The organism is Mucilaginibacter sp. OK268, assembly GCF_900103125.1.
Lineage (GTDB): Bacteria > Bacteroidota > Bacteroidia > Sphingobacteriales > Sphingobacteriaceae > Mucilaginibacter.
The window spans coordinates 14,795-37,789 of the sequence record NZ_FNJV01000004.1 but is presented as its reverse complement, the minus strand read 5'-3'; the positions used below and the strand labels follow the sequence as shown (position 1 = coordinate 37,789).

Genomic DNA, 22,995 nt, shown 5'->3' with positions numbered 1-22,995 from the left:
CTTCTTTGCCGCACAATGCCTTTACCCTGCAAACCGGGTAGAACCACGGACTGCAATTATTTTGCCCTACTTCGTTCCCACATCTCCTTGCGCCTCAGCAAAAACTTGCTATGTCCCTGCAGCCGCACAAGCCCACCATCGTTCTGCCTGCTTTCGCCCGAAGCTTATCTGCTGACGGGAAGATTGATAAGATAAAGAAAAAATAAAAAGACGCGTCATTGCGAGGTACGAAGACAACCGACCGGAGAGAGCTCATTAATACCAATAAAACAAACACAACATTAATAATCCCCGATCTACAGAGCGAACTAAAAAGGTTCTCTGTTCAAGTAAATCATTCTTGTTTGATATTTTTATCGCTTATTCCTCCTTCTTACCTCCCAACCCGTACTTATGCAGTTTCTTTTGCACATAACTTTGCCGGCGATTACCGGCTTCTGACAACGTGGCTGCGTCTGAAAAACGAGTATCTGCTACTTTGGGTACACCAATACGCTGCGCATTGTAGATTCCGGAGTGCCCACTGAAAAAATAGGCCGTAAAGCAAGCTACCGCGAAAAACAAAACATATTGCCCGCCAAAAAGCTCTACCCCCATGATGGTACAGGCCAGCGGGGTATTGGTTGCCCCGGCAAAAACCGCAATGAAACCCAGCGCTGCAAATAAGCTCACCGGCGCATCCATCAATACCGATAGTGTATTACCCAATGTGGCACCGATGTAAAAAAGCGGGGTTACCTCGCCACCTTTAAAACCAGTGGCCAGCGTGATGGTGGTATAAATGGTTTTCCAGAGCCAGCTCCAGGTATGGGCGCCGCCCGCGTGAAACGCCGAAGGAATAGTAACGGCACCCGCATATTCGGGATCGACGCCCAGGCTCAGGTAATCTGGCTTGCCAATCAACGCGGTAAGACCAATAATGATCAGTCCGCCCAATACAGGTATCAACCAGGGAATAGGGATTCGCTTCACAAAAAAGCTCTTGATGCCATGCACCATCCATGCAAACAGATAGCTGGCCAATCCGAATGCTGCTGATGCGATCATGATCTTAAAAAGCAAAACAAAATCAAACGACAGGTATGCCGAAAACCAATGTGGCGCTGTTGCAAAAATATCGATGTGATAACTAGTATGATGAACACCCCAGGCGGCAACCGTAACATCGCCTATGATACTGGCTATAAGGCAAGGGAGCAGCGCATTGTATTGAATGCGACCTATGGTCAATACTTCCATGGCAAATATGGCCCCCGTAAGTGGCGTGCCAAAAACGGCTCCAAAACCCGCGGCAATACCGGCGATGAGCACAATGCGGGTATCATCATTATTTAACTTAAACCAGCCGCTAAACATTTGCGCTATGCTGCCGCCTATTTGGACAGCTGTGCCTTCGCGGCCAGCTGAGCCACCAAACAGATGTGTGATAATAGTAGTGGTGAGCACAATAGGGGCCATACGTTTTGGCACGCCGCCGCCGGGCACATGAATTTCGTCAATAATGAGGTTGTTTCCTTTTTCGGCCGATCCGCCGATTAGCTTATAAATAAAGTAGATCAATACACCCGCAACAGGTAGCAGATAAAGCAAAAAAGTATGAGCAAACCTGAAATGGATAGCCCAATTGAGCAGCCATAAAAACAAAGCAACCATACTGCCAATAACTATAGCGATGGGTATAATGATGACCGTCCAACGGAGCAGATGCTTCAGGATCGAAAAATGTTCGGACGTAAAGGGCTTATCGTTCATGAGCGACTAATTTAGGTTGTTTTATTGGGTAACAGAAAACTATACTATTGAGAAGTATGCGAAAATAGCGGACAATACAACCCGACTCTGTAAAGCATACGATTGCTTCGTACCTCGCAATGACATGAAGTAAAACAGATTTTTTACAAGAAGGTAATAGAAATTTCAGCCGGGCATTATGCCGGTATACGTTTAAAACAGATGTGTTGAGTTTTTTTTCCACCTACAAAAAATCAGCACAGGGATTAAACCTGTGGGTTAATTTATTGTAGGCGCCATCAGCTTTTTAGGGCGGTTAAGTAGGAAGACACCATTTCCTTTGTACGAATATAGCTCCTTTTTTTATAAAGCCATAATTATCCGGGGTAAGTTTAAAAACAAACCCTTTTCGCGGCATTTAAACTGACCGTTTTAAACGGCCAGCTCAACTTCTTTAATAGAGATGAATAATGTGCGGCCCTGGTATTCTACCCATAGATCAGCGAAGCCATTACCGTCATAACCCAAAAATTTCATGAAGGGGTTACTGATGTTTAAATTCTTCCATCTTTTACCAATGTACTTAAGTAATTGACCACGTTTTAGGGTTGTGTGCTTTGCCATAAGTTTAATTTTTAAAAGTGAACAGAAAACTAAGTTAGTTAACATCAACGAAAATATTTAACCTTTAGAAAATATTTTTTCAATTGTATCAGGTATGTTACGTCTCTTTAGGCTGTCAAATGAATGACCTGAATATAAGAAAAAAAATACCCAGATAGCTAATTAACTTTATATGAGTTAATTGTATTCAGTTTACATTCAGGCAATCTTGGCTTTACCTGTACACAGCTCCTTACACTTGTCTTTACACTTATCAATCACCTCCAGGTAATAATTTTCATATAAAGGCAAAATGGTGGCCAAATCAAATTCCTTGGCGCGGGCCAGGGCGTTTTCTTTAAACTGGTTCAGCCGGTCTTCATCTTCCAGTATATAAATAGCACTTTCGCCCATACCTTCTACGTCGCCAACATCCTTCAAGAAACCGGTTACACCGTCAACATTTAATTCGGGCAAACCACCCGCATTGGTACTGATCACCGGCACCTTGCAAGCCATAGCCTCCAAAGCGGCCAAACCAAAGCTTTCTGATTGTGATGGCATCAGGAACAGGTCGGCTACCGAAAGTATTTCTTCAATGGCATCCTGCTTACCTAAAAAGCGTACGTTATCGGCAACACCTAAGTCGCGGCATAACTGCTCGCAGCCAGAGCGTTCAGGGCCGTCGCCAACCATCAGCAATTTTGAAGGGATCTTTTTAATTACTTCGGCAAATATCCTGACCACATCTTCGGTACGTTTTACCTTACGGAAGTTGGAAGTATGTACCAACACCTTTTCGCCCGATGGCGCGATGGCCTTTTTAAAATGGTCTTTTGCTTTAAGACTGAAACGGGTCAGATCAATAAAGTTGGGGATCACCTTGATATCGGTATCGATCTCAAAAAACTCATAAGTATCGTGCCTCAGGTTTTCGGATACTGCGGTAACCCCGTCAGACTGATTGATAGAGAAAGTAACCACCGGTTTAAAAGTACGGTCTTTACCTACCAGGGTAATATCGGTACCGTGCAGGGTGGTAACCACCGGGATATAAATACCGTAAGTTAGTAATATCTGTTTAGCCATAAATGCGGCCGAGGCATGCGGAATGGCGTAATGAACATGCAATACATCCAGCTTTTCATGGCGAACCACATCAACCAGGCGGCTGGCCAGGGCCAGCTCATAAGGCGGAAAATCAAAAAGCGGATAGTTGGATACCGATACCTCGTGGTAAAACAAGTTTTCGGAAAAAAGATCTAACCGGGCTGGTTGGTTATAGGTAACAAAATGAACCTGGTGACCGCGGTCGGCAAGGGCCTTACCGAGTTCTGTGGCTACAACACCGCTTCCACCAAAGGTTGGGTAACATACAATTCCGATTTTCATTAAGTTGGTTAATTATGGCTGCAAGTTTAACAGCAATTTATGGCAAATGTGTTAACACTGTGTAAAATGATATAACTTAGTCAAGTTACTCATTTTTTTAATTTTACACTACTAATATCGGTTCCTATGAAAAATGCTATCCAGTTAAAAATCAACAGCATACAGCACATAGGCATCCCTGTAACCAACCTGGATGCGTCACAAAGGTTTTACAACCGACTTGGTTTTAATAACGTGATGCAAGCCCACTTTACTGATCATGGCGAACAGGGCACCTGTGTAATGATGCAGCGTGAAAACATACTCATGGAACTTTACCAGTTACCCGAGGCAGGCTTAGCAGAGATCAGGAGCCGTGGCAATGGGCATATTGACCATGTGGCTTTTGATGTAAGCGATATTGATGAAACCTATGCGGTCATAAAAGAGGCGGGGTTTAACATCATCGAAGAAGCCCCGGTTTTTCTGCAATTCTGGAAGAATGGCTGTAAGTATTTTAACATCACCGGGCCTGATGGTGAAAGGTTGGAATTTAACCAGGTGCTTTAGAACAGTTCACGAACAACAAACAAAAAACTTTAACAGACTATCTGATGTATATTACACCTGGCTTATCAGTACTTAATCTTTTACCTGGCATTAGCGCTTTTCGGCCTTCGGGATCAAGTGTCCATACATTGATCACAACGTTTGTTAAATTTCCCGATATGTCTTTGTTCTTTATGACATTGATCTCCCTGATAGCCTCTGTAGCTATGAGCCAATTTTCATCCTCTAGTAAAAAACCATCAACTGCGAATTTGGCATCATTTATAACACCTAACCAAGCTTTAATCTCCTTAACTGACTTTGTCTTGATATTTACTGTTTTTTTAAGCACTACGAAGATAACTCCATATTTATCCAGATTTTTTACCCGAGCAGGCATCGTAGCATGATCTTTTAAAACCCTTATAGAATCAATTTCATCTGGTTTAATACCATCTAAGTTTCCAATGATATTATCGTTAGTTACAATCAAGGGTGCACCTTCTCTCATTACTGCCAAGTGCCGATAAATGGTATCACTTTGCGCCATTACGAAAGCCACTTTAAAACTCAATAACAGAATAATAATTACTTTTTTCATGCCAAATGGTTTAAATCCTGTCATAGTAAATACTTTACATTACCTATAAGATGCAGCTATTAGCTAAATTCCATAAATATTATTTTATTTATTAGGCTTACTTAGACCATTTCTTCCAAAGGCACTTTTTCTTTTTTATTGATCCTGAAGATCAAAAACATGATCAGTGCCGAGAGCAAAATGAATATCAAATAGCTATAACTCAGGTTACGTTCATCTTTGGCTGGCACCACATTAACAATGGCGTAGCTTAAAAAAGAAACAATTACATAAGTGATACCCCCGGTGAGCCCACCAGCAATACCGGCGTTTTTAGGGAATTTACTCAAACAAAAAGTAAAATAGTTATTGAAAGTATATCCTGCGCAAACATGAATAATGAATGCAAAAAATATCATCGAATATAAATTGCTAATGAATTGCAGACTGAGGATCATCACCAATACAAAAAGCGCCTGCATGACCACGTTAACTACCATCCTTTTAAAGAATGGGCGATTGATAGTTGCCTTGCCGATAAAGCCGCCTACCATCCACGCAAATCCCAATACCAGCGAACTATAACCAGCAATAACAGGGGTTAGGTGTAAATGATGCTCAATAATAAATGGCCCGGTCATGTTATAGGTCATCACCATACAATACGCCAGTCCCAACATCACAATACCCAGCGTAAAGCTGTAGGTTTTGATCATGTTGGCATATACCCTGACGATCTTCTGCAAATGAAACTCTGAAACATGCACCAGGGTTTCGCCGCTGAAAATAAGCTCCAGTATTGCAAATACCACCGCGAAACCAGCTAAAAAATAAAAGTTAGACTCCCAGCCAAAAGCGGTTTGCAGGTAGCCCCCAACAAAAGGTGCCACGATAGGCCCTGTTGACCAAATGATAGAAAACATACTCAGGTAATGCTTTAACTTATCGCCGGTAAACAGATCCACAAAGTAGGCCCGCTTGGCTACTATAATGGCGCCAACCGTTATGCCATGTATCACCCGCATCAGGTAAATGAGATAGATATTATGGGTGATGGCAATCACTACGCTGGCAACCGCAAAAATAATTAGCGAAGCCAGACTAATCTTGTACCGGCCAAAGCTATCCAAGACACTGCCGATAAACAGTTGTGATACACCATAACTGATCAAAAAAATGCTCAATGTTAGCTGTACCTGCACATTGCTCACACTCATTTCGCCGGCCATGGTGGGTAACGATGGGATATAAATATCAGTAGCGAAACCAGATAAAGGGATCAGGGCAAAAGCTAGCAATGTTGCTATTGACTGGTGATGTTCCTTAATTGCAGAACCTTTTGATGTTAACGTGCTCATAGATACCGCAAAATTAACATTCTTATCAGCGGTATATTGGACGAACCCGTGCCGGGACAGTTACACTGATCAAACAATCGCCGCAAAACACGCTAATTATGAATTAGTTAAGATACAATCCTACAGCAGTCATCACATCATAAAATTACATCACTCAAACAAAACGCCACCTTATTTTAATAACAAGGTAGCGTTTTGTTTGAGTTGGGCGACGTTTCAAAGCGGATTAGTTAACCACCAGGTATTGCCAAAAGGATCTTTTATCCCGCTACTACGACCATAAGGCTGGTCTGCTGGTTCTGTAACGCTTGAGGCACCGTTTTCGAGGGCTTTTTTATAGGTTTCGTCGCAGCTATCTACATAAATAAATAAACCTGCATTTTGCGGGAGATAGGTTTCGGTACTGTCGCAAAACATAATGGTGCTGCCTTGAATGCTGATCTCGGCGTGCATGACATGTTTTTCATCGCGCATTTGTTTATACTGCTCCTTCGCGCCAAACACGTTTTGCATAAAGGTGATGAAGGCGGGTGCATCCTTTACAATAAGGTAAGGCATAATACGCTGATAGGTTTCGGGAATGTTTTTTATGGTTTCCATGACGATATGTTTTTTTATTCAAAATTAACCGGACAGGTTTCAGCAAAATTGTAAAAACAAGACATCTTTTGATTTCGGATTTTTCGTTTTTGTTTGTTTTTTAAGGTACTCAAGAGGGCTACGCCGTTTCAGATGTTCGATCTCGAATTTATTTAAAATTAATCCGCGTTGCGGTATTCCGTTCCTTCTGCCTTGCCAGAAAAGTAAAAGCTGGGGTGATAGCCGGTAAAAGTTTTTACATCATGTATAAAGTGCGACTGGTCATAATAACCACATTCTAAAGCTATCTGGGTTAATGATTTATTACTGCCGTATTGTTTTATGGCATCCTGAAAACGGATCAACCGCAAATAGCTTTTAGGACTAAAACCGGCATACTCCTTAAAACGCCGGTCGAACTGCCGCGTTGAAAGATTAAACGCATCGGCCAGCTGCGCAACTGTTTTATGCTGATTGGCATGGATCACCTGCCTGATGGAGGTGATGATCCGATCATCTGTAGATGTATTGTGCCGCAGACGCATCAGTAAAAAATCGGTCAGTATCACAGCCCGTTTTTGATTGTCGGGCGCCAGCATCATCCGTTCTTCCAGCTCGCGGCCGGCGCTGCCCAAAAAAGTATCATAATCAAGCGCCAGGTTGGTGGTTTCGCTGCTGGGGATCTTAAAAAAACGGGGAACGGCAAAAGGATAAATGTAAGCACCAAAAATGCCGAAGCTTTGCCGGGTCACAAAACGCCTGTAACGGTTAGTTTGGAATTGAATACCCGAGGGTCCCCCGTTTTCCTGTCCCCGGTCGTTAATTTCATCAAAGGTAGATTGATAATGAAACACCATCTCGGTACAACCATCGGCTATAGAGCGGTAAACATACTCCGGCTCGCCGGCAGACAGTTCATGCTCCAGCACCCAAAAAAACCTCACAAAAGGTTTTAATATATCCGGTGGCTGAATGGTATAGTACTTCATTGCGTAAGTAGGATGTTTGAGTTTATATATAAAATTAAGGTTTATTGTTTAATTTTATACTGATGATCAATATCTTATAAAAGTTATTCATAAAACATTGACTAATAAAAACGTCATTGCGAGGTACGAAGCAATCTTTAAGCTATACAGAGTGACTCTGCTTATCGGGGATTGCTTCGTACCTCGCAATGACGCGTTTTTTTATAGAAAAGGGAAATATTCCCTATCGTAAGAAAATTTTTATTTTATTCCCAATTTGGTTTTAACCGAAGCGGTAAGATCGGTGCCATCGTTGGATACAAGCAGTGCAGAGCCTTGTGAAGAATCAAGCACATAGTTAACACCTTTTTCTTTGGCTACATCATTAACCGCGGCGCGGGCCTTATCGGTTACCGGTTTCACCAATTCGTTTGATTTGGCATCAACCTGTTGTTGCGCAGTAGCCTGGTAATCCTGCATCTTTTTTTGCAGGTCCTGTAATTCGGCTTGCTTTGTTGCCTTTACGGCATCGGTCATGGTTTTGCTTTGATCCTGAAAAGCCTTCCCCTTGGTTTGCAACTCATTATTCATTGCAGTTAACTGGGTTACAAATTGTTTTTGATAGGCATCTATCTGGGGCTTAATAGTTTTAGCCTCGGGCATCTGACTAACGATGGATTGAAAATCAACATAACCGATCTTGGATTGCGCATTTGAAAATTTACCAACAAATAGTAAGCTTAAAGCGAGCAGCGTGACTTTGAATAGTTTTCTCATGTTCAGTAATTTTTATTTATTAGAGAAAACTGAAACGAATTGATTGGAAAATTGTTTTACTTAAAGTTAAAAATCAAGATCAACATAGGTAGATGAAAACAAAAAGAGACGCGAATACGCGCCTCTACAATTCTAATATATCCAGAGACACGTCTTTGTATCCCTTTAGGTTTTCAAAAAACTTACATCCCCTTATTAATTGCTTCATAAACCACATCCTGGATCCTCGGCCTGATGTTGAGGCTGCCCAGTTTGTTACTTACGTCAGGGTGCACCCGGTTGCTCAGGAATATATACACCAGGTTATATTTCGGATCCACCCAGATACAGGTACCTGTAAAACCGGTATGCCCATAAGTTTGAGGCGATGCCAGTTTGGAGGGGTAATGCCTATCTTCAATAGGGTCCCAGCGGTCAAAACCCAATCCCCTGCGGCTCACTGCCGACTGCTTGGAAGTGAACAGATCAACTACTTCGGGTTTAAAATATTGCGTCCCGCCGTAAGTACCGCGGTTAAGTAGCATCTGGTATAATATGGCTACATCATTGGCGCTGCCAAAAAGCCCGGCATGGCCAGCTACACCACCCATGAGGGCCGCAGTAGGGTCGTGCACATAACCATCCAGCAAACTTTGTCGGTATTCCTGGTCGTTCTCGGTAGGGGGTATCTGGTTTTGGTTAAACCGGTACAGGGGTAAAAAACCTGCGGTTTGCATCCCCAGCGGTTTGTAAAAAGCTTGCTGTACATATACATTTTCGGGTATGGCGGTGATACTTTCTACCACTTCCATCATCAGTACCAGACCTACATCACTGTATACATATTGCCCCCGGGTTTTAAGTGGAGAGCTCAGGATATCCGGAAACATTACATCCTTATAATAATCCTTCCGCAAAAAATAATGCTCAGATACCCGGGTAGGATAGGCCGCAGATGAATCGGTACTATGGTCTGTTGGTTTTACTTTTTCAAATCCTTTAATATCGGGGATCAAGCCGGCCTGGTGCATCAAGAGTTCGCGTATCTGTATATCGTTTTTATTGCTGCTCCGGGTTTGGGGTAGGTAATCGCCAAGGGTAGCTTCCAGGTTTAGCTTTCCTTCATCGGTCAATTTCATGGCCTCTACGGTGGTAGCGGTTATCTTGGTCATAGATGCCAGGTCAAAAATATCCGTTATCTGGTCGGGTATGGCTTTGTCATAGGTATGATAACCGTAGGCCTTATTAAATATCACCTTGCCATCCTTGGCTACCAACACCACACAACCAGGAGTAGCATGCTCGGCGATGGCCTCACGGGCAATATCATCAATGCCGGTTAAGTTATTGGCATTGATCCCAGCATCCTCCGGAACGGTATATTGCAGCCTGATCTTATCGGTAATAAAACCCATGCCCGCGGCAAATTGCGGCGAATAGGTACGGGTAAGTTTTTGCGTTACTGGTAAACCACCAAAAATAACCTGTGCACTGTACAATGCCGAAACTACTGTTAGGCGCTCGCTCCATAAAATGGGTGCGGTAACATTGTTCAGCTTACTTAAAATCGCGCCACCACCAAACGCAGCCACAATCACATTTTTGAGTTTTTGGCTGCTGTTAATAAAATCAATAACCTGCGGATTGTTCAGATCAGCATCTGTGACCTGCAGAATGATCGTGTTATACCATTTCAGATCGGCCGACAAATCTGCGAGTGTTTTTGCCCCGCTATAAGTACGACCATCAAATGCCTGTACTTTACTGTATTTATTAAGCAAACTATCAAACGCGGAAGCATACGAACTGGAGAAATGAACGCTGGCTATTTTTAACTGATCGAGATCTTTCAGCGGCAACAGGTATTTGCTGTTGTTAAATAAGACGGTTGAGTGTTCAACCAGTCGTTCTTCGTTAATATAAGCCTGCCCGGTTGGTATAAGCGGTGGCGGTATTTGCGCGCAGGCGGTATTCAAAAAGGTAAATCCAATCAACACAAAAGGGATACAGCCCCATTTATTTTTTATCATATACTTTAACTCCGTTTATATAAGTACTGGTCACTTTAATTTTGGGCAATTCGGCGCCTTTTACTTTCATGATATCCTTGTCCAGTATCACAAAATCGGCGTATTTGCCGGGCTCCAGGCTACCTTTTTCCTTTTCTTCAAAATTGGCTTTTGCAGCCCAGATGGTTATGCCTCTTAAAGCTTCGGTACGGCTCAGGGCATTCTCAGGCTGAAAACCTCCATCCGGAAACCCCTTCAGATCCTTACGTTCCACCGCTGCATAAAACGTGTACATCGGGTTTATATTCTCTACCGGAAAATCTGTGCCCAATGGCAACCAGCCGTTTTGTTTTAACAATTGCTTATACACATAGGCCGATTTTAAACGCTCGCTGCCCAATCTTTTACCAGCCCAGTACATATCTGAGGTGGCATGTGTAGGTTGCACCGAAGGGATAATGCTGTTATCACCAAATAGTTTAATATCCTGAGGTGATAGTACCTGCGCGTGCTCAATGCGCCAGCGGCGGTCGTTCTTGCCCTTCAATACCGAGGCGTATATTTTCAGCATCACCCGGTTGGCCGAATCGCCAATGGCGTGGGTAGCCATCTGAAAGCCTTTGTCATAGATCTTTTTGGCTACCTCCTCAAAATGCTTTTGACTGCTTAACAAAAAACCTTTCCAGTTTTTCTGATCATTATAGGGTTGCAGTAAACAAGCACCCCTTGAGCCTAACGCACCATCAGCATAAACTTTAAAGGCCCTCACATTCAAACCGGGAGTTTTATATGCGCCATGCTTAAACAAGTATTCGTAATTCTCTTCCCGGTCGGCCAGCATTACGTACATACGCATTTTTAGTGATCCTTTGTGTTGCAGTTCGGCAATAGTGCTCATCATGGTATAAGGCAGACCGCAATCATCAACGGTAGTTAAGCCCACCGCGAAACAATTCTTTTGCGCCGCCAATAATGCGTCTTCCACTACCTGGCCAGACGGCTCAGGAATCTTGCGGGTTACTATCCCCACCGCGTTATCAACTAAAATACCAGTAAGTTTTCCGTTAACGGTTTCAATTTCGCCGCCGTTAATGGTTTGCCCTGGTTTTACACCGGCAATGTTCAGCGCTGCCTGATTGGCTATGGCCGCGTGGCCGTCAACCCGGCTCAGTATTACCGGCCTTACCGGGAACAGGGAGTCGAGCCTGGCCTTGTTTGGAAATTGCTTCAGCGCCCAATCATTCTGATCCCAGCCCTGCCCGGTTATCCAACCGTCGGTATTACGAACTGAATAAGCCTGTACCGAATCCACGGCTTCATTCCAGCTGTGCGTGCCTACCAGGTTAACTTCCTGCAGGCCTAAGCCATATTCATAAAAATGAGCATGAGCATCAATAAAACCGGGATATATAGGCGCGCCTTGCGCATCGACCACTTCGTTGGCCAGGTATTTTTGTTCCAGCGTATCCGCATCGCCTACAGCCAATATTCTGCCGCCTTTAACTACAATGGCGTTGGCGGTGGTAAAGGAACTATCAACCGTATAAACTACGGCGTTTTTAACCAAAAGGTCGGCATTATACTCTTTTTGCTTGCAGGCTACCGCGAAAAGGAGCAGTGCTGGCCATAATTTCTTCATAAACTAAATCGTATGGTACTGGTAATGTAATTATTAAACGTTAAATGTTTATACAATTATCAAATCATAAAGTTATGCCTTCAAATATTTAATTTAGCATCGAATTCGAAATTGGAGGGATTTTTTTTAGATGTCAGATATCATACAGCTTTTACCGGATGCCGTTGCCAACCAAATTGCCGCTGGCGAAGTGGTACAACGCCCCGCATCTGCCGTAAAGGAATTAGTGGAGAACGCGATTGACGCCGGAGCCGGAAAAATTCAGCTCATTGTAAAGGATGCGGGTAAATCATTAATACAGGTTATTGATGACGGTTGCGGCATGAGCCTTACTGATGCACGTATGTGTTTTGAGCGCCATGCCACCTCAAAAATACGCAAGGCCGATGATCTGTTTGCCATACGCACCATGGGTTTCCGTGGAGAGGCCATGGCATCTATAGCCGCCATTGCCCAGGTAGAAATGAAAACCCGTCGCCATGAGGATGAGCTGGGCACCTGCATTTTTATTGAAGGCTCTGAGGTAGTGAGCCAGGAGGCCTGCCAGGCCAATACCGGCACCTCCATATCGGTTAAAAACCTTTTTTATAATACACCGGCCCGTCGTAACTTTTTAAAAAGTAACCCGGTAGAGATGCGCCATATCATTGACGAATTTCAACGGGTAGCACTGGCCAATCCACAGATATTTTTTACCCTGCACCATGACGCACAAGAGGTATATCACTTGCCGGGGACTGCGCTAAAGCAACGCATAGTGCATCTGTTTGGCAATAATTATAACCAACGCCTGGTACCGGTTGAGGAAGATACCAGCATCATCAATTTGCGGGGTTTTGTAGGCAAGCCCGAGTTTGCGCGTAAAACCCGGGGCGAGCAGTTCTTTTTTGTGAACAACCGCTTTATCCGCGACGCGTATTTGAACCACGCTGTACTCACCGCGTTTGAAGAGTTGTTGCCAGATGATAGCTTCCCGTTTTACGTACTGTTTATTGATATAGATCCATCGCGCATAGATATCAATGTGCACCCTACCAAAACCGAGATCAAGTACCAGGACGAAAAGGCTATTTATGCCATTATCCGTTCGGCGGTAAAACGGTCATTAGGCAGGTATAATATTACGCCAAGTTTGGATTTTGACCAGGAGAACAGCATTGAACACCTGATAACACCCAAGCCTTTTGAGGAGATCGTAGCGCCAACCATATCTTTCAACCCCGATTTTAACCCTTTTGCTGCCGAGAAAAAGCCGGTACGCGAACACCCTTTTTTGCGAGAGGACGGTGGCTTTAGAAGCAACCCCATTCCTAAAAATTGGGATACACTATACGAGATCAGTAAAAAGGAAGAAAACCTGCAGCATGAACTGCACCAGGAAGAGCGTATCGCGGTAAATGAGCAGGAGGTAAGTAAATCGAGCGAACGGCAATTATTCCAGATCCATAACCGTTTTATCTTGTCGCAAATTAAATCAGGTTTTATGCTCATCGGGCAGCAGGCCGCGCATGAACGTATTTTGTATGAGCGTTTTTTACAGCAATTGCAAAATCATTCGGGGGTCAGTCAGCAAAGTTTATTCCCACAATCGGTAACACTAAACGGTAGCGATTTTGAGTTATTAAGAGAATTGTTGCCCGATATCCGCTCACTGGGCTTTGATATACGCGAGTTTGGGAAAAATACAGTAGTGGTAGAGGGTATACCAGCCGAACTGAGCAATGTGGGCGAGCATGAGTTGCTGGAGCACTTGCTGGAAGGCTTTAAAAATAACATGGCCATTTTAAAACTGGATAAGCGCGATAACCTGGCCCGGTCATTGGCGCGCAACGGGGCCATTAAAACCGGCACTAAGTTATCACTGGAGGAAATGAACCAGCTCATTGACCAGCTTTTTGCCTGCGAAACACCAAACCAGGCATTGAACGGTAAGCCCGTAATCAGTACCTTTACCATGGCCGAACTTTTAGAACGATTTGAAAAATAGCCTGACCGGCTTTTATTTATACTATGAATAGTCAATCACCATTTGCCAATATACCACCGGTTGTAAAAAACCTGCTGATCATTAATATTATATTCTTTATAGGAACATATGTTTTAGGCAGGGCGGGGATAGATCTTGTAACATGGCTATCCGCGTTTTATTTTAATTCGCCCTTATTTCACCCCTGGCAAATTGTTACCTATATGTTCATGCATGCAAACTTCCAGCATATTTTTTTCAATATGTTTGCTTTGTTCATATTTGGTCCTACCCTTGAGTACACTCTCGGCTCCAAACGTTTTTTGCAATACTATTTTATTACAGGTATTGGTGCTTTAATTTTACAGGTGCTGGTACAGGCGATTGAGGTGCATGGAGTAATAGGCTCGTTTACGGTTATCAATAGAGATATAGCCCCTTATGTTAACTATGCCGGGTTTAATAAATTAAAAGAAATTTATTATGGCGCTACATTAGGAGCTTCCGGATCAATATTTGGCCTATTATTGGCATTCGGCTTTTTGTTCCCCAATGTAGAGATGATGATATTGTTTATTCCTGTACCAATAAAAGCTAAGTATTTAGTAACAGTATACATAGTTATAGAATTAATAGGCGGTTTCGGGCAATTTGCCGGCGACTCAGTGGCACACTTTGCACATCTTGGCGGCGCTTTGTTTGGCTATATTATATTAAAATACTGGCGAATACAAAGGCCAAACAATTTTTATTAATAACGGTAGTTATCCAATAAACAAAAGTATATTTTATGAGTACCCTCTGGCAAAATATTCAGTACAAAATGCTGCGGTCGGGCAATAAGCTCAACCTGCTCATTGGCATTAACGTTATTGTTTTTTTGGGTATTAATATTCCTGCAGTTATTGAAAATCTTTTTGGGCAACCAAGTACAATTGCCTATTACGCCAATGATTACCTGGCAACTACCGCTTACCTGCCAAAACTGCTTACCCGTTTTTGGACGCCTTTTACTTACATGTTTATGCACGCAGGTGTGCTCCATATCCTGTTTAATATGCTTTGGCTGTATTGGATGGGGCAAATATTTGAAGAGTATCTTGGGAATAAACGTACCATAGGTTTATACATCATGGGGGGGCTTGCAGGTGCTCTTTTTTATATCGCCTGTTATAATCTCTTTCCGGCTTTTACACACAACCCGGGTTTACAGGCTATTCCGGTTGTAGGGGCCTCTGCCAGCGTTATGGCCATTGTAGTGGCTACCGCCACACTGCTGCCTAACTATACCATATCATTAATCCTGTTTGGACCGGTAAAGTTAAAATGGCTGGTATTAGTAATCCTGGTAATTGATTTTCTGGGCATGGTTGGCCCTAACGCGGGCGGCGAAATAGCTCACCTGGGCGGTGCGCTACTGGGTTTTGTTTATATTAAACAATTACAAAGAGGGCACGATTGGATTGGCAGTATCGGCAATATATTTAAAGCTAGTCCTAAATTAAAAGTGGTGGCTAAAAATTCCAATAAAAATAGCGCCGAGTACCCACGTCAGGATGAAATTGACCGTATATTAGATAAAATATCACAATCGGGTTATGACAGCCTGACCAAGCAGGAAAAAGAAATTTTATTTCGCGCAAGCAATAATGAAAGTTAAACGCAAACAGAGCTTTATAGGTAAAATACTTTTATGGATAAATCTGTTCTTATGTGTTGCTTTACTGATCAGCTATTTCGCCCCCCACGTTGACCCCAGAAAGGTTTGGGTCTTCGCTTTTTTTGGCCTGGCCTATCCTGTATTACTCATCGTTAACCTTATTATGCTTGCCTATTGGCTGCTGCGCCGTCGCTGGCAGTTTCTGTTATCATTTGTCACTATTTTATTGGGCTACAATGTGCTGTTCAATAATATCGGTTTCAGATTAAGTGGGGCCGAAACTGAAAAACCCGCCGCAGAGAACGCCATTCGGGTAATGACCTATAATGTTCATAACTTTAAACGGTACGGGGCCTCAAACGATATATCAACCAAACATCAAATTCTAACCCTTATTAGCCAGCAACAGCCCGATATTATCGGATTTCAGGAATTTTACACTAAAAACAAAGGCCAGTATGAAATGCGCGATTCCCTCATCAGGATTATAGGCGCCAGCAACTTTTATTTTGAGCCTTTTAATTTTAACAGTACCGAGGCTATTGGTATGGCCATCTTTTCCAGGTTTCCGATAGTAGGCAAAGGAATGATCCGCCTGACAGAAACCCGCTCCGAGAACCAGTGTTTATTTGTCGACGTAAAAAAAGGGAAGCAAACCTTTCGTTTTTATAGCGTCCACCTGCAATCTATCCGCTTTGACCCCGAAGATTATAAATATCTGGACAGCGTATCCAAAAAAGGCAAAACGGATATGCAATCAACCAGACGTCTGGGAGGTAAGCTCAAAATAGCCTTTGAAAAAAGAAGCGAACAGGTTTTTAAGATCAAAGAACACGCGGCCAAATGCCCGTATCCATACCTTATCACTGGTGATTTTAACGATACGCCTACCTCCTTTGCTGTTAACCAGATGGCTAAAGGGCTAAAAAACGCTTTCCGTCAAAAAGGATCGGGCTTTGGGCGTACCTATAATGGTGATTTTCCGAACTATCAGATCGATTATATTATGGCCAGCCCCCAGTTTGAGGTAGCCACCTACAAGATCATCGAAAAAAAACTATCTGACCATTATCCCCTGCGCAGTGATGTGGTGCTCAATTAGGGAAAAGAAGCAAGATGTTAGAGTCAAGAATCAAGAACATGTAAAATAATCTTGGTATTGTCTTAAATCTTGATTCTTGGCTCTAATCTCTTATCTCTATAAGTTAACATGAAATTGAAAAAATCGTAAGTTTGCGCTCATGCAACAAAATTTGTTTGTTTACAATACTTTAACCCGTAAAAAGGAAAAATTTAAACCGCTTAACGCGCCCCATGTGGGCATGTACGTATGTGGCCCTACTGTTTACAGTGATGTGCACCTGGGCAACTGCCGTACTTATATATCCTTCGACCTTATCTTCAGATACCTTACCCAAATTGGTTACAAGGTTCGCTACGTTCGTAACGTGACCGATGCCGGTCACCTGGAAGGCGATGCCGGTGATGAAGGAGAAGACAAAATATCAAAAAAAGCAAAAATAGCACAGCTTGAACCCATGGAGATTGTACAAAAGTACACCGTTGGTTTTCACGATGTAATGCAAATATTTAATACACTACCACCCAGTATTGAACCTACAGCTACCGGCCATATTATTGAGCAGATAGAAATGGTAAAAGTGATATTAGAAAAAGGATACGCTTATGAAGTTGATGGTACTGTGTATTTTGATGTGGAGAAATACAACAAAACCAAAAACTATGGCATACTGAGCGGTCGTAATCTCGAAGACCTGCTAAACAATACCCGCACCCTTGGTGGTCAGGACGAAAAACATGGCAAGCTTGATTTTGCTCTATGGATAAAAGCCAAACCCGAGCATTTGATGAAATGGCCGTCACCCTGGAGCGTTGGCTTCCCGGGTTGGCACCTGGAATGCTCGGCCATGAGCCAGAAATACCTGGGCAACCAATTTGATATACATGGCGGTGGCCTTGACCTGGTACCGACCCATCATACTAATGAAATTGCCCAACACGAGGCCTGCTGCGGTGTAAACCCAGCCAATTACTGGGTGCATACCAATATGCTTACCGTGAATGGGCAAAAAATGTCAAAATCATTAGGCAACAGCTTTTTGCCACATGAGCTTTTTACAGGCGATAACTCTATCCTGAATAAAGGCTACAGCCCCATGACCGTAAGGTTTTTTATGCTGCAGGCCCACTACCGCAGTACGCTTGATTTTGGCAACGAGGCTATGGAGGCATCTGAAAAAGGTTTTAAACGCTTAATGAACGCGTTTGCGCTACTTAACGGATTAAAGGCAAGCAGCACTACCGAAATTGAGATAGAGCCCTTGTTGCAGCGCTGCTATGCAGCTATGAACGATGATTTTAACAGCCCCGTGCTCATTGCCGAACTATTTGAGGCGTCACGTATCATCAACTCGGTTCATGATGGCAAAATGAAGATAGATGAAACCAATTTGCAACTGCTAAAAACCCTAATGAACACTTTTGTGCTGGATGTATTGGGTTTAAAGGACGAGCAAGCTGCAAATGACGACCTGCCGAATGTACTGAACCTGATAGTTGAGCTTAGGAGCGAGGCTAAGATCAATAAAGATTATGCCATATCAGATAAAATACGCGATGGCCTGGCCAGAATAGGCTTTCAGTTAAAGGACAGTAAAGACGGTACACACTGGAGCAAATCCTGAGCTATTAAAGCGAATTGTAATAGCTAAACAGCTTGGCTAAGGCCGCATCGTTTTTATAGTCTACAGCATTATTTTTTAAATACGCTTGTATTTCCGTGCTTTTATCCGCCATAGCGGCGAGGATACTTTTTTGGCTGGGTTTTATCCGGCTGATCTGATTATTGGCAAAAAGATAATAAATATCGGTAAGTACAAATGTTTTGGAAGTGGTAGCGGAACCATACGGCTTATCCGTACGTATTACTTTTCTGTAATGCTTTAATAACTGCGTTTTGCCACCGGCAATCACCAGGTAAAACGAAGAAGATGTTTGGTTATCAATAGCAGGATAACCACTGTTAAACGTTGGAAGCAGAATGTTACTATCTTCAATAGCCGAACTGGTAAACTTAAAGGCTTTTACCGGTTCAATAAAATACAGCGCCGTTGTATCACTTTTATTTTGAAATAAAAGCAAACCCTTTACCAAATCATATTTCACCTTAATGGCTACTGATTTTCCATTAACAAAGTCAATGGCCCCTTCGGCCCAGCCGTTGATCAGAAATGGATTGCCTTCAACTTCAGTATAGGATTGCTCCATGTACGGCTTACCCTGCAGATCATGTATTATCTGGGCGTGGCTGGCTAAACAACCAAATACCATAGCCATAAAACAGATGATAAATTTGTTCATTACAACGTAATTTTTTATAAATATGCGCATAATGCTTTTTTTAATCAAAACATAATCAACGCTATGCGGTTAATTAGTTTTTAATTCAACGCATTTAGTTAATATTTGCCGTTAGGTACCAGTTTTTGCATGATTAGCTTCGCTCAGTTACAATTAAATATCAACCCCTTCGTTTCAAATATGAACCTATTTAGCTGCGATGCTGCGGGGTTATTTACTTATCACCTTAATTCAAATTACATTCCCGACTTAAAATTTATTGTTAAATTGCCCCAAAATCTAATATGACCATGAAGAAAATAATATTAGCTGCTACATTTATTGGTTACAGTGCATTTGCCTTTGCGCAAGTTGCCCCCGCACAAGTAAATAAGGTAGTTAGTGCCGAAGAAGCTTTTAATAAATTAGTAGAGCGCAGAGGCATAAAGGATGGCTTTTTAGCCGTTACCGATCCGGAAGGCATTGTTTTTAAACCCAATGCAGTTAAGATAACTGATTTTTACTCTAATATCGACAAACAAGCAGGCAAGCTGAGCTGGATACCTAAATTTGGCCGCATATCAGCAAATGGCGATTTAGCCTTTACTGCCGGGCCTTATACTTACACCAACGGTAAAAGCGAAGACGACAAAGTTTTTGGCGATTACGTTTCTGTTTGGCGTTCTGATGCTGAAGGTAAGCTAAAGCTGCTGATAGACCTGGGTATACAACACCCAGAGCCTGAACAGGAAGAAGTAACGGATTTTAAAGAACCTACAGCAGCTCGTGCGGCGCCAAGTAAAGATCCCTTTACCGCAAAAAGCATTATTGTAAATACCGACAAGATATTTAATCATTCATTAACCATATCTGCGCTGGCCAGCTACAAAGAGTTTTTAAGCCCTGAAGCCCGTTATTATTTCCCTGGGTTCGACCCCATGACAGGTCCGGATGTTATTATGAAATTCATTAACAACCAGGCCATCAGCATCACCGCCGAAACTACAGACGGTGGCCGCTCTGCCAGTAACGACCTGGCTTATACTTATGGCCATGCCCGTATAACCAAAGGCAATGTGGTAAGCAATTACAACTATGTGCGTATCTGGGAGCTGGATAAAACAAAAAAATGGGATATCCTGCTGGAGGTGTTCTCGGCAATTGAAAACGAATAAGGAGACTATACTATAAACAAGAAGAGCAATGTACTTATACATTGCTCTTCTTGTTTATAGCAAAATGTCATCCTGAACTTATTTCAGGATCTCACAAGACAAGTTAGCCCGCTTGTTGTACAAAGTACATATCATATGGGATGCCGAAACAAGTTCGGCATGACTTCGAAAATATAATTTAAAACAGCTGCTCGATAATATCAGCGGCCGACAACCCTTCGGCCTCGGCATGGTAGCTGCGTACAATACGGTGGCTTAAAATAGGCTTAGCGATCGCTTGTACATCCTCAATATCGGGCGAATACTTCCCATTGATCACCGCATGGCATTTAGCGCCCAGTATCAGGAATTGTGATGCCCTTGGACCGGCGCCCCAGCTCAGTAAACGATTGATCTGAGGTGTTGCAAACTCGCCATTGGGCCGGGTTTTGGATACCAGCTTAACGGCGTACTCCAACACATGATCGGTAACCGGTATATTACGTACCAGCTGCTGAAAATAAATGATCTGGGATGCGTTCAGTATCTTATTAACATCTGTTTGTACCGTACTGGTGGTATTTTTAACCACCTGAAGCTCTTCTTGAAAAGAGGGGTAATCCAATGCTACACTAAACATAAAGCGGTCAAGCTGCGCCTCTGGCAGGGGATAAGTACCTTCCTGCTCAATGGGGTTTTGCGTAGCCAGTACAAAAAATGGCTGGGCAAGCTTATGTGTAATACCGGCAGCCGTAACCGCTTTCTCCTGCATAGCCTCCAATAAGGCTGCCTGGGTTTTTGGTGGTGTCCGGTTAATTTCGTCGGCAAGGATAATGTTGGAGAAAACCGGGCCGGGTATAAACTTAAAATTCCGGTCTTCGCCCAGTATTTCAGACCCGATGATGTCTGATGGCATCAGATCCGGCGTAAATTGTATGCGTTTAAAATCAAGGTCAAGCACCCTGGCAATAGTTTGTACCAGCAGTGTTTTGGCAAGGCCCGGCACCCCAACCAGCAAGCAATGACCGTTGCTGAAGATGGATACCAGAACAAATTTCACCACTTCATCCTGCCCAATGATAACTTTACCTATTTCGGAGCGTATTTGCTGATATGCCTGCCTTAAAGCATCGGCAGCTTCCACGTCAGATCGGTGTTGCATAGTGTTAGTTTTATTTAGCTTGCGCGGTAGTTGTTGGCGGGGTGATCCATTTTTTTAATATATCACAGGATTGGTATTCCTGATCAATCTTAATAAATGTTTCCTTTCTGCGTTTTTCAAACCATTGGGTTACTGTGCGATTGGTTTTATCTTCATAAGCCATATCCTTTAGTTTAGGAAAATCCTGCTCTAAGTTGGCTTTATGTGCATTTGTTGCCGATTTAAGGTATAATATCTTATAAGTTTTTTTACCATCGGCACCGGTAAACACATCGGGTTTTGATATGCTGCCAATTTTCATAGTATCAACAGTAAGGGCAACCTTAGGATCAAGCTTATCAGTAGGGATAAAGGTTGTACGGTTTTGAACGTTTTCTGCATTCAGCATCATACCGCCATTGTATTTGGTATCCTTGTTATCAGAGTAATAAGCAGCCGCGCTCGAAAAGTCGATCTTCTTATTGGTCATCATCAGGGTGTAAATACTATCGGCTTTTACTTTCGCCCTTTCTAAACTGGCCTGGGTAATTACCGGGGCTATTAATATATGCCTAACATGGACCTGCTCGCCCCTGCGCTCGATCACCTGCAAAAAGTGAAAACCGAAATCGGTTTCAAATACAGGTGATATTTCACCCGCTTTAAGTCTAAAGGCATTCGCGGTAAATTCTTTCACAAAGGTTGTACGGTCGGCAAAGCCCAGATCACCACCATCAGGCGCCGATCCCGGATCCTGAGAGTATAAACGGGCAAGCGTTCCAAAATCTTCTCCTTTTTTAATACGTTGGCGCAATTCTTCTGCTTTTTCTTTATACAGTTCTTTTTCTTCTTTATTTAATTTCGGCTGAAATACGATCTCGCCAACCTCCACTTCTTTATTAAAAGATGGTAAGCTATCCTTCGGGATCTTGTCGTAATAGGTTTTAACATCCTGCGGGGTCACGTTCAGCTTCTCGGTAATGTGTTGCTGCATTTTCTGCGCAACCATTTGTTCTTTCAGGTCGGGGCGAATCTCGTCTTTATACTGAATAACTGATTTGCCCAGGAAGGCTTCCAGTTTTTCCTGGCCGCCTGCTCTTTGGGTCATTTCGCGCATACGGCGGTCAACATTGTTATCAACCTCATCCTCTTTTACCTCAATACTATCAATAGCGGCTTGTTGTGCCAATAGCTTTTGGGTTAGTAAGGATTGCAGAATACGGCATTTTACGCCCGGATCCGGCTGGTTACCCTGAACAAGGAATTGAGCGTATGATAGTTCAATATCTGATTGTAATATGGGGGCATTACCCACAATGGCCGCAATTTTATCTAAAGTATGCTTCGGGCCCGATGGTACCACTGTTGAATCAGCCTTTGCTGCTTTTTTTGCAGTTGAATCAACTTTGGTTTGCGCGTGGGCAACTGATATGATCAAAACAAAACTTAAAATGAATATCCCTAACTTTCTCATGTAATGCACTTATACTCTAAATAATACGGATCAATAGTCCGTTAAAAACTTCGAATTTCGGTAAAATTTATTAATTATAGCTGAACAAAAAATGGCA

Annotated in this window: 20 protein-coding genes and 1 riboswitch; of the genes, 7 read left to right on the top strand and 13 right to left on the bottom strand. The window is 42.9% G+C overall.

Annotation, left to right across the window (positions count from 1 at the left end; all coding sequences use genetic code 11):
• Positions 1-360: 360 nt before the first annotated feature.
• The 3 genes from BLR84_RS14845 to bshA form a co-directional block, all read right to left on the bottom strand.
• Positions 361-1,752: a voltage-gated chloride channel family protein gene (locus BLR84_RS14845; protein ID WP_090469480.1), complete on the bottom strand. Its 1,392-nt coding sequence runs from the start codon at positions 1,750-1,752 to the stop codon at positions 361-363.
• Positions 1,753-2,014: 262 nt separating this feature from the next.
• A riboswitch (Fluoride riboswitch) is annotated at positions 2,015-2,079 on the bottom strand.
• Positions 2,080-2,163: 84 nt separating this feature from the next.
• Positions 2,164-2,355: a hypothetical protein gene (locus BLR84_RS14840; protein ID WP_090469477.1), complete on the bottom strand. Its 192-nt coding sequence runs from the start codon at positions 2,353-2,355 to the stop codon at positions 2,164-2,166.
• 198 nt (positions 2,356-2,553) lie between these two features.
• Positions 2,554-3,726: an N-acetyl-alpha-D-glucosaminyl L-malate synthase BshA gene (bshA, locus tag BLR84_RS14835; protein ID WP_090469474.1), complete on the bottom strand. Its 1,173-nt coding sequence runs from the start codon at positions 3,724-3,726 to the stop codon at positions 2,554-2,556.
• A 126-nt stretch (positions 3,727-3,852) separates the two neighbouring features.
• Here bshA and BLR84_RS14830 point away from each other — a divergent pair, with 126 nt between their 5' ends.
• Positions 3,853-4,275 (top strand): VOC family protein, encoded by a 423-nt coding sequence (locus BLR84_RS14830; protein WP_090469472.1) that lies wholly within the window; start codon positions 3,853-3,855, stop codon positions 4,273-4,275.
• Between the two features lie 37 nt (positions 4,276-4,312).
• Here the strand turns inward: BLR84_RS14830 and BLR84_RS14825 are convergent, their stop codons facing one another.
• The 7 genes from BLR84_RS14825 to BLR84_RS14795 form a co-directional block, all read right to left on the bottom strand.
• Positions 4,313-4,855 (bottom strand): hypothetical protein, encoded by a 543-nt coding sequence (locus BLR84_RS14825; protein ID WP_143013912.1) that lies wholly within the window; start codon positions 4,853-4,855, stop codon positions 4,313-4,315.
• Between the two features lie 101 nt (positions 4,856-4,956).
• Complete coding sequence (locus BLR84_RS14820) at positions 4,957-6,192, bottom strand: MFS transporter (protein WP_090469466.1); 1,236 nt, start codon at positions 6,190-6,192, stop codon at positions 4,957-4,959.
• Between the two features lie 216 nt (positions 6,193-6,408).
• Positions 6,409-6,792 (bottom strand): VOC family protein, encoded by a 384-nt coding sequence (locus BLR84_RS14815; RefSeq protein WP_090469463.1) that lies wholly within the window; start codon positions 6,790-6,792, stop codon positions 6,409-6,411.
• 158 nt (positions 6,793-6,950) lie between these two features.
• Positions 6,951-7,760: a helix-turn-helix domain-containing protein gene (locus BLR84_RS14810; RefSeq protein ID WP_090469460.1), complete on the bottom strand. Its 810-nt coding sequence runs from the start codon at positions 7,758-7,760 to the stop codon at positions 6,951-6,953.
• Positions 7,761-8,000: 240 nt separating this feature from the next.
• Positions 8,001-8,516 (bottom strand): OmpH/Skp family outer membrane protein, encoded by a 516-nt coding sequence (locus BLR84_RS14805; protein WP_090469456.1) that lies wholly within the window; start codon positions 8,514-8,516, stop codon positions 8,001-8,003.
• A 182-nt stretch (positions 8,517-8,698) separates the two neighbouring features.
• A complete protein-coding gene (locus tag BLR84_RS14800) occupies positions 8,699-10,525 on the bottom strand; it encodes a serine hydrolase domain-containing protein (protein WP_090469453.1) in 1,827 nt (608 codons plus the stop codon).
• Positions 10,512-12,143, bottom strand: a complete 1,632-nt coding sequence (locus BLR84_RS14795; protein WP_090469450.1) for an amidohydrolase — start codon at positions 12,141-12,143, stop codon at positions 10,512-10,514. Before BLR84_RS14795 ends, BLR84_RS14800 begins: the two co-directional genes overlap by 14 nt.
• Before the next feature lie 130 nt (positions 12,144-12,273).
• Between BLR84_RS14795 and mutL the strand changes: the two genes are divergently transcribed.
• The 5 genes from mutL to cysS all read left to right on the top strand — a co-directional run bounded on the left by mutL (position 12,274) and on the right by cysS (position 18,474).
• Entirely contained in the window at positions 12,274-14,130 is a 1,857-nt protein-coding gene (gene mutL / locus BLR84_RS14790; RefSeq protein ID WP_090469447.1) for a DNA mismatch repair endonuclease MutL, read from the top strand.
• Positions 14,131-14,153: 23 nt separating this feature from the next.
• Positions 14,154-14,864 carry a rhomboid family intramembrane serine protease gene (locus BLR84_RS14785; RefSeq protein WP_090469444.1) on the top strand — a complete coding sequence of 237 codons (711 nt, stop codon included), beginning with the start codon at positions 14,154-14,156 and terminating at the stop codon, positions 14,862-14,864.
• Positions 14,865-14,899: 35 nt separating this feature from the next.
• Positions 14,900-15,769, top strand: coding sequence for a rhomboid family protein (locus BLR84_RS14780; RefSeq protein WP_090469441.1), 870 nt, complete (start codon positions 14,900-14,902; stop codon positions 15,767-15,769).
• Positions 15,759-16,871, top strand: coding sequence for an endonuclease/exonuclease/phosphatase family protein (locus BLR84_RS14775; protein WP_090469437.1), 1,113 nt, complete (start codon positions 15,759-15,761; stop codon positions 16,869-16,871). The genes BLR84_RS14780 and BLR84_RS14775 overlap by 11 nt, the downstream gene beginning before the upstream one ends.
• Before the next feature lie 139 nt (positions 16,872-17,010).
• On the top strand, positions 17,011-18,474 hold the full coding sequence (gene cysS, locus BLR84_RS14770; protein WP_090469434.1) for a cysteine--tRNA ligase: 1,464 nt from the start codon (positions 17,011-17,013) through the stop codon (positions 18,472-18,474).
• A gap of 4 nt (positions 18,475-18,478) precedes the next feature.
• Here cysS and BLR84_RS14765 read toward each other — a convergent pair whose 3' ends face one another.
• Positions 18,479-19,150, bottom strand: a complete 672-nt coding sequence (locus BLR84_RS14765) for a hypothetical protein (RefSeq protein WP_143013911.1) — start codon at positions 19,148-19,150, stop codon at positions 18,479-18,481.
• A gap of 290 nt (positions 19,151-19,440) precedes the next feature.
• Between BLR84_RS14765 and BLR84_RS14760 the strand changes: the two genes are divergently transcribed.
• Positions 19,441-20,304 carry a Cif family virulence factor gene (locus BLR84_RS14760; RefSeq protein ID WP_143013910.1) on the top strand — a complete coding sequence of 288 codons (864 nt, stop codon included), beginning with the start codon at positions 19,441-19,443 and terminating at the stop codon, positions 20,302-20,304.
• A gap of 178 nt (positions 20,305-20,482) precedes the next feature.
• Here BLR84_RS14760 and BLR84_RS14755 read toward each other — a convergent pair whose 3' ends face one another.
• Positions 20,483-21,445, bottom strand: a complete 963-nt coding sequence (locus BLR84_RS14755) for an AAA family ATPase (protein WP_090469425.1) — start codon at positions 21,443-21,445, stop codon at positions 20,483-20,485.
• Positions 21,446-21,455: 10 nt separating this feature from the next.
• Complete coding sequence (locus BLR84_RS14750) at positions 21,456-22,898, bottom strand: peptidylprolyl isomerase (protein WP_090469422.1); 1,443 nt, start codon at positions 22,896-22,898, stop codon at positions 21,456-21,458.
• Positions 22,899-22,995: the final 97 nt, after the last annotated feature.

Coding starts and splice junctions, on each gene's coding strand:
- BLR84_RS14755 (WP_090469425.1), bottom strand. CDS start 21,445: ATGCAACACCGATCTGACGTGGAAGCTGCCGATGCTTTAAGGCAGGCA.
- BLR84_RS14750 (WP_090469422.1), bottom strand. CDS start 22,898: ATGAGAAAGTTAGGGATATTCATTTTAAGTTTTGTTTTGATCATATCA.
- BLR84_RS14760 (WP_143013910.1), top strand. CDS start 19,441: ATGAAGAAAATAATATTAGCTGCTACATTTATTGGTTACAGTGCATTT.
- BLR84_RS14785 (WP_090469444.1), top strand. CDS start 14,154: ATGAATAGTCAATCACCATTTGCCAATATACCACCGGTTGTAAAAAAC.
- mutL (WP_090469447.1), top strand. CDS start 12,274: ATGTCAGATATCATACAGCTTTTACCGGATGCCGTTGCCAACCAAATT.
- BLR84_RS14815 (WP_090469463.1), bottom strand. CDS start 6,792: ATGGAAACCATAAAAAACATTCCCGAAACCTATCAGCGTATTATGCCT.
- BLR84_RS14840 (WP_090469477.1), bottom strand. CDS start 2,355: ATGGCAAAGCACACAACCCTAAAACGTGGTCAATTACTTAAGTACATT.
- BLR84_RS14845 (WP_090469480.1), bottom strand. CDS start 1,752: ATGAACGATAAGCCCTTTACGTCCGAACATTTTTCGATCCTGAAGCAT.
- BLR84_RS14800 (WP_090469453.1), bottom strand. CDS start 10,525: ATGATAAAAAATAAATGGGGCTGTATCCCTTTTGTGTTGATTGGATTT.
- BLR84_RS14795 (WP_090469450.1), bottom strand. CDS start 12,143: ATGAAGAAATTATGGCCAGCACTGCTCCTTTTCGCGGTAGCCTGCAAG.
- bshA (WP_090469474.1), bottom strand. CDS start 3,726: ATGAAAATCGGAATTGTATGTTACCCAACCTTTGGTGGAAGCGGTGTT.
- BLR84_RS14810 (WP_090469460.1), bottom strand. CDS start 7,760: ATGAAGTACTATACCATTCAGCCACCGGATATATTAAAACCTTTTGTG.
- cysS (WP_090469434.1), top strand. CDS start 17,011: ATGCAACAAAATTTGTTTGTTTACAATACTTTAACCCGTAAAAAGGAA.
- BLR84_RS14830 (WP_090469472.1), top strand. CDS start 3,853: ATGAAAAATGCTATCCAGTTAAAAATCAACAGCATACAGCACATAGGC.
- BLR84_RS14805 (WP_090469456.1), bottom strand. CDS start 8,516: ATGAGAAAACTATTCAAAGTCACGCTGCTCGCTTTAAGCTTACTATTT.
- BLR84_RS14765 (WP_143013911.1), bottom strand. CDS start 19,150: ATGAACAAATTTATCATCTGTTTTATGGCTATGGTATTTGGTTGTTTA.
- BLR84_RS14775 (WP_090469437.1), top strand. CDS start 15,759: ATGAAAGTTAAACGCAAACAGAGCTTTATAGGTAAAATACTTTTATGG.
- BLR84_RS14820 (WP_090469466.1), bottom strand. CDS start 6,192: ATGAGCACGTTAACATCAAAAGGTTCTGCAATTAAGGAACATCACCAG.
- BLR84_RS14780 (WP_090469441.1), top strand. CDS start 14,900: ATGAGTACCCTCTGGCAAAATATTCAGTACAAAATGCTGCGGTCGGGC.
- BLR84_RS14825 (WP_143013912.1), bottom strand. CDS start 4,855: ATGAAAAAAGTAATTATTATTCTGTTATTGAGTTTTAAAGTGGCTTTC.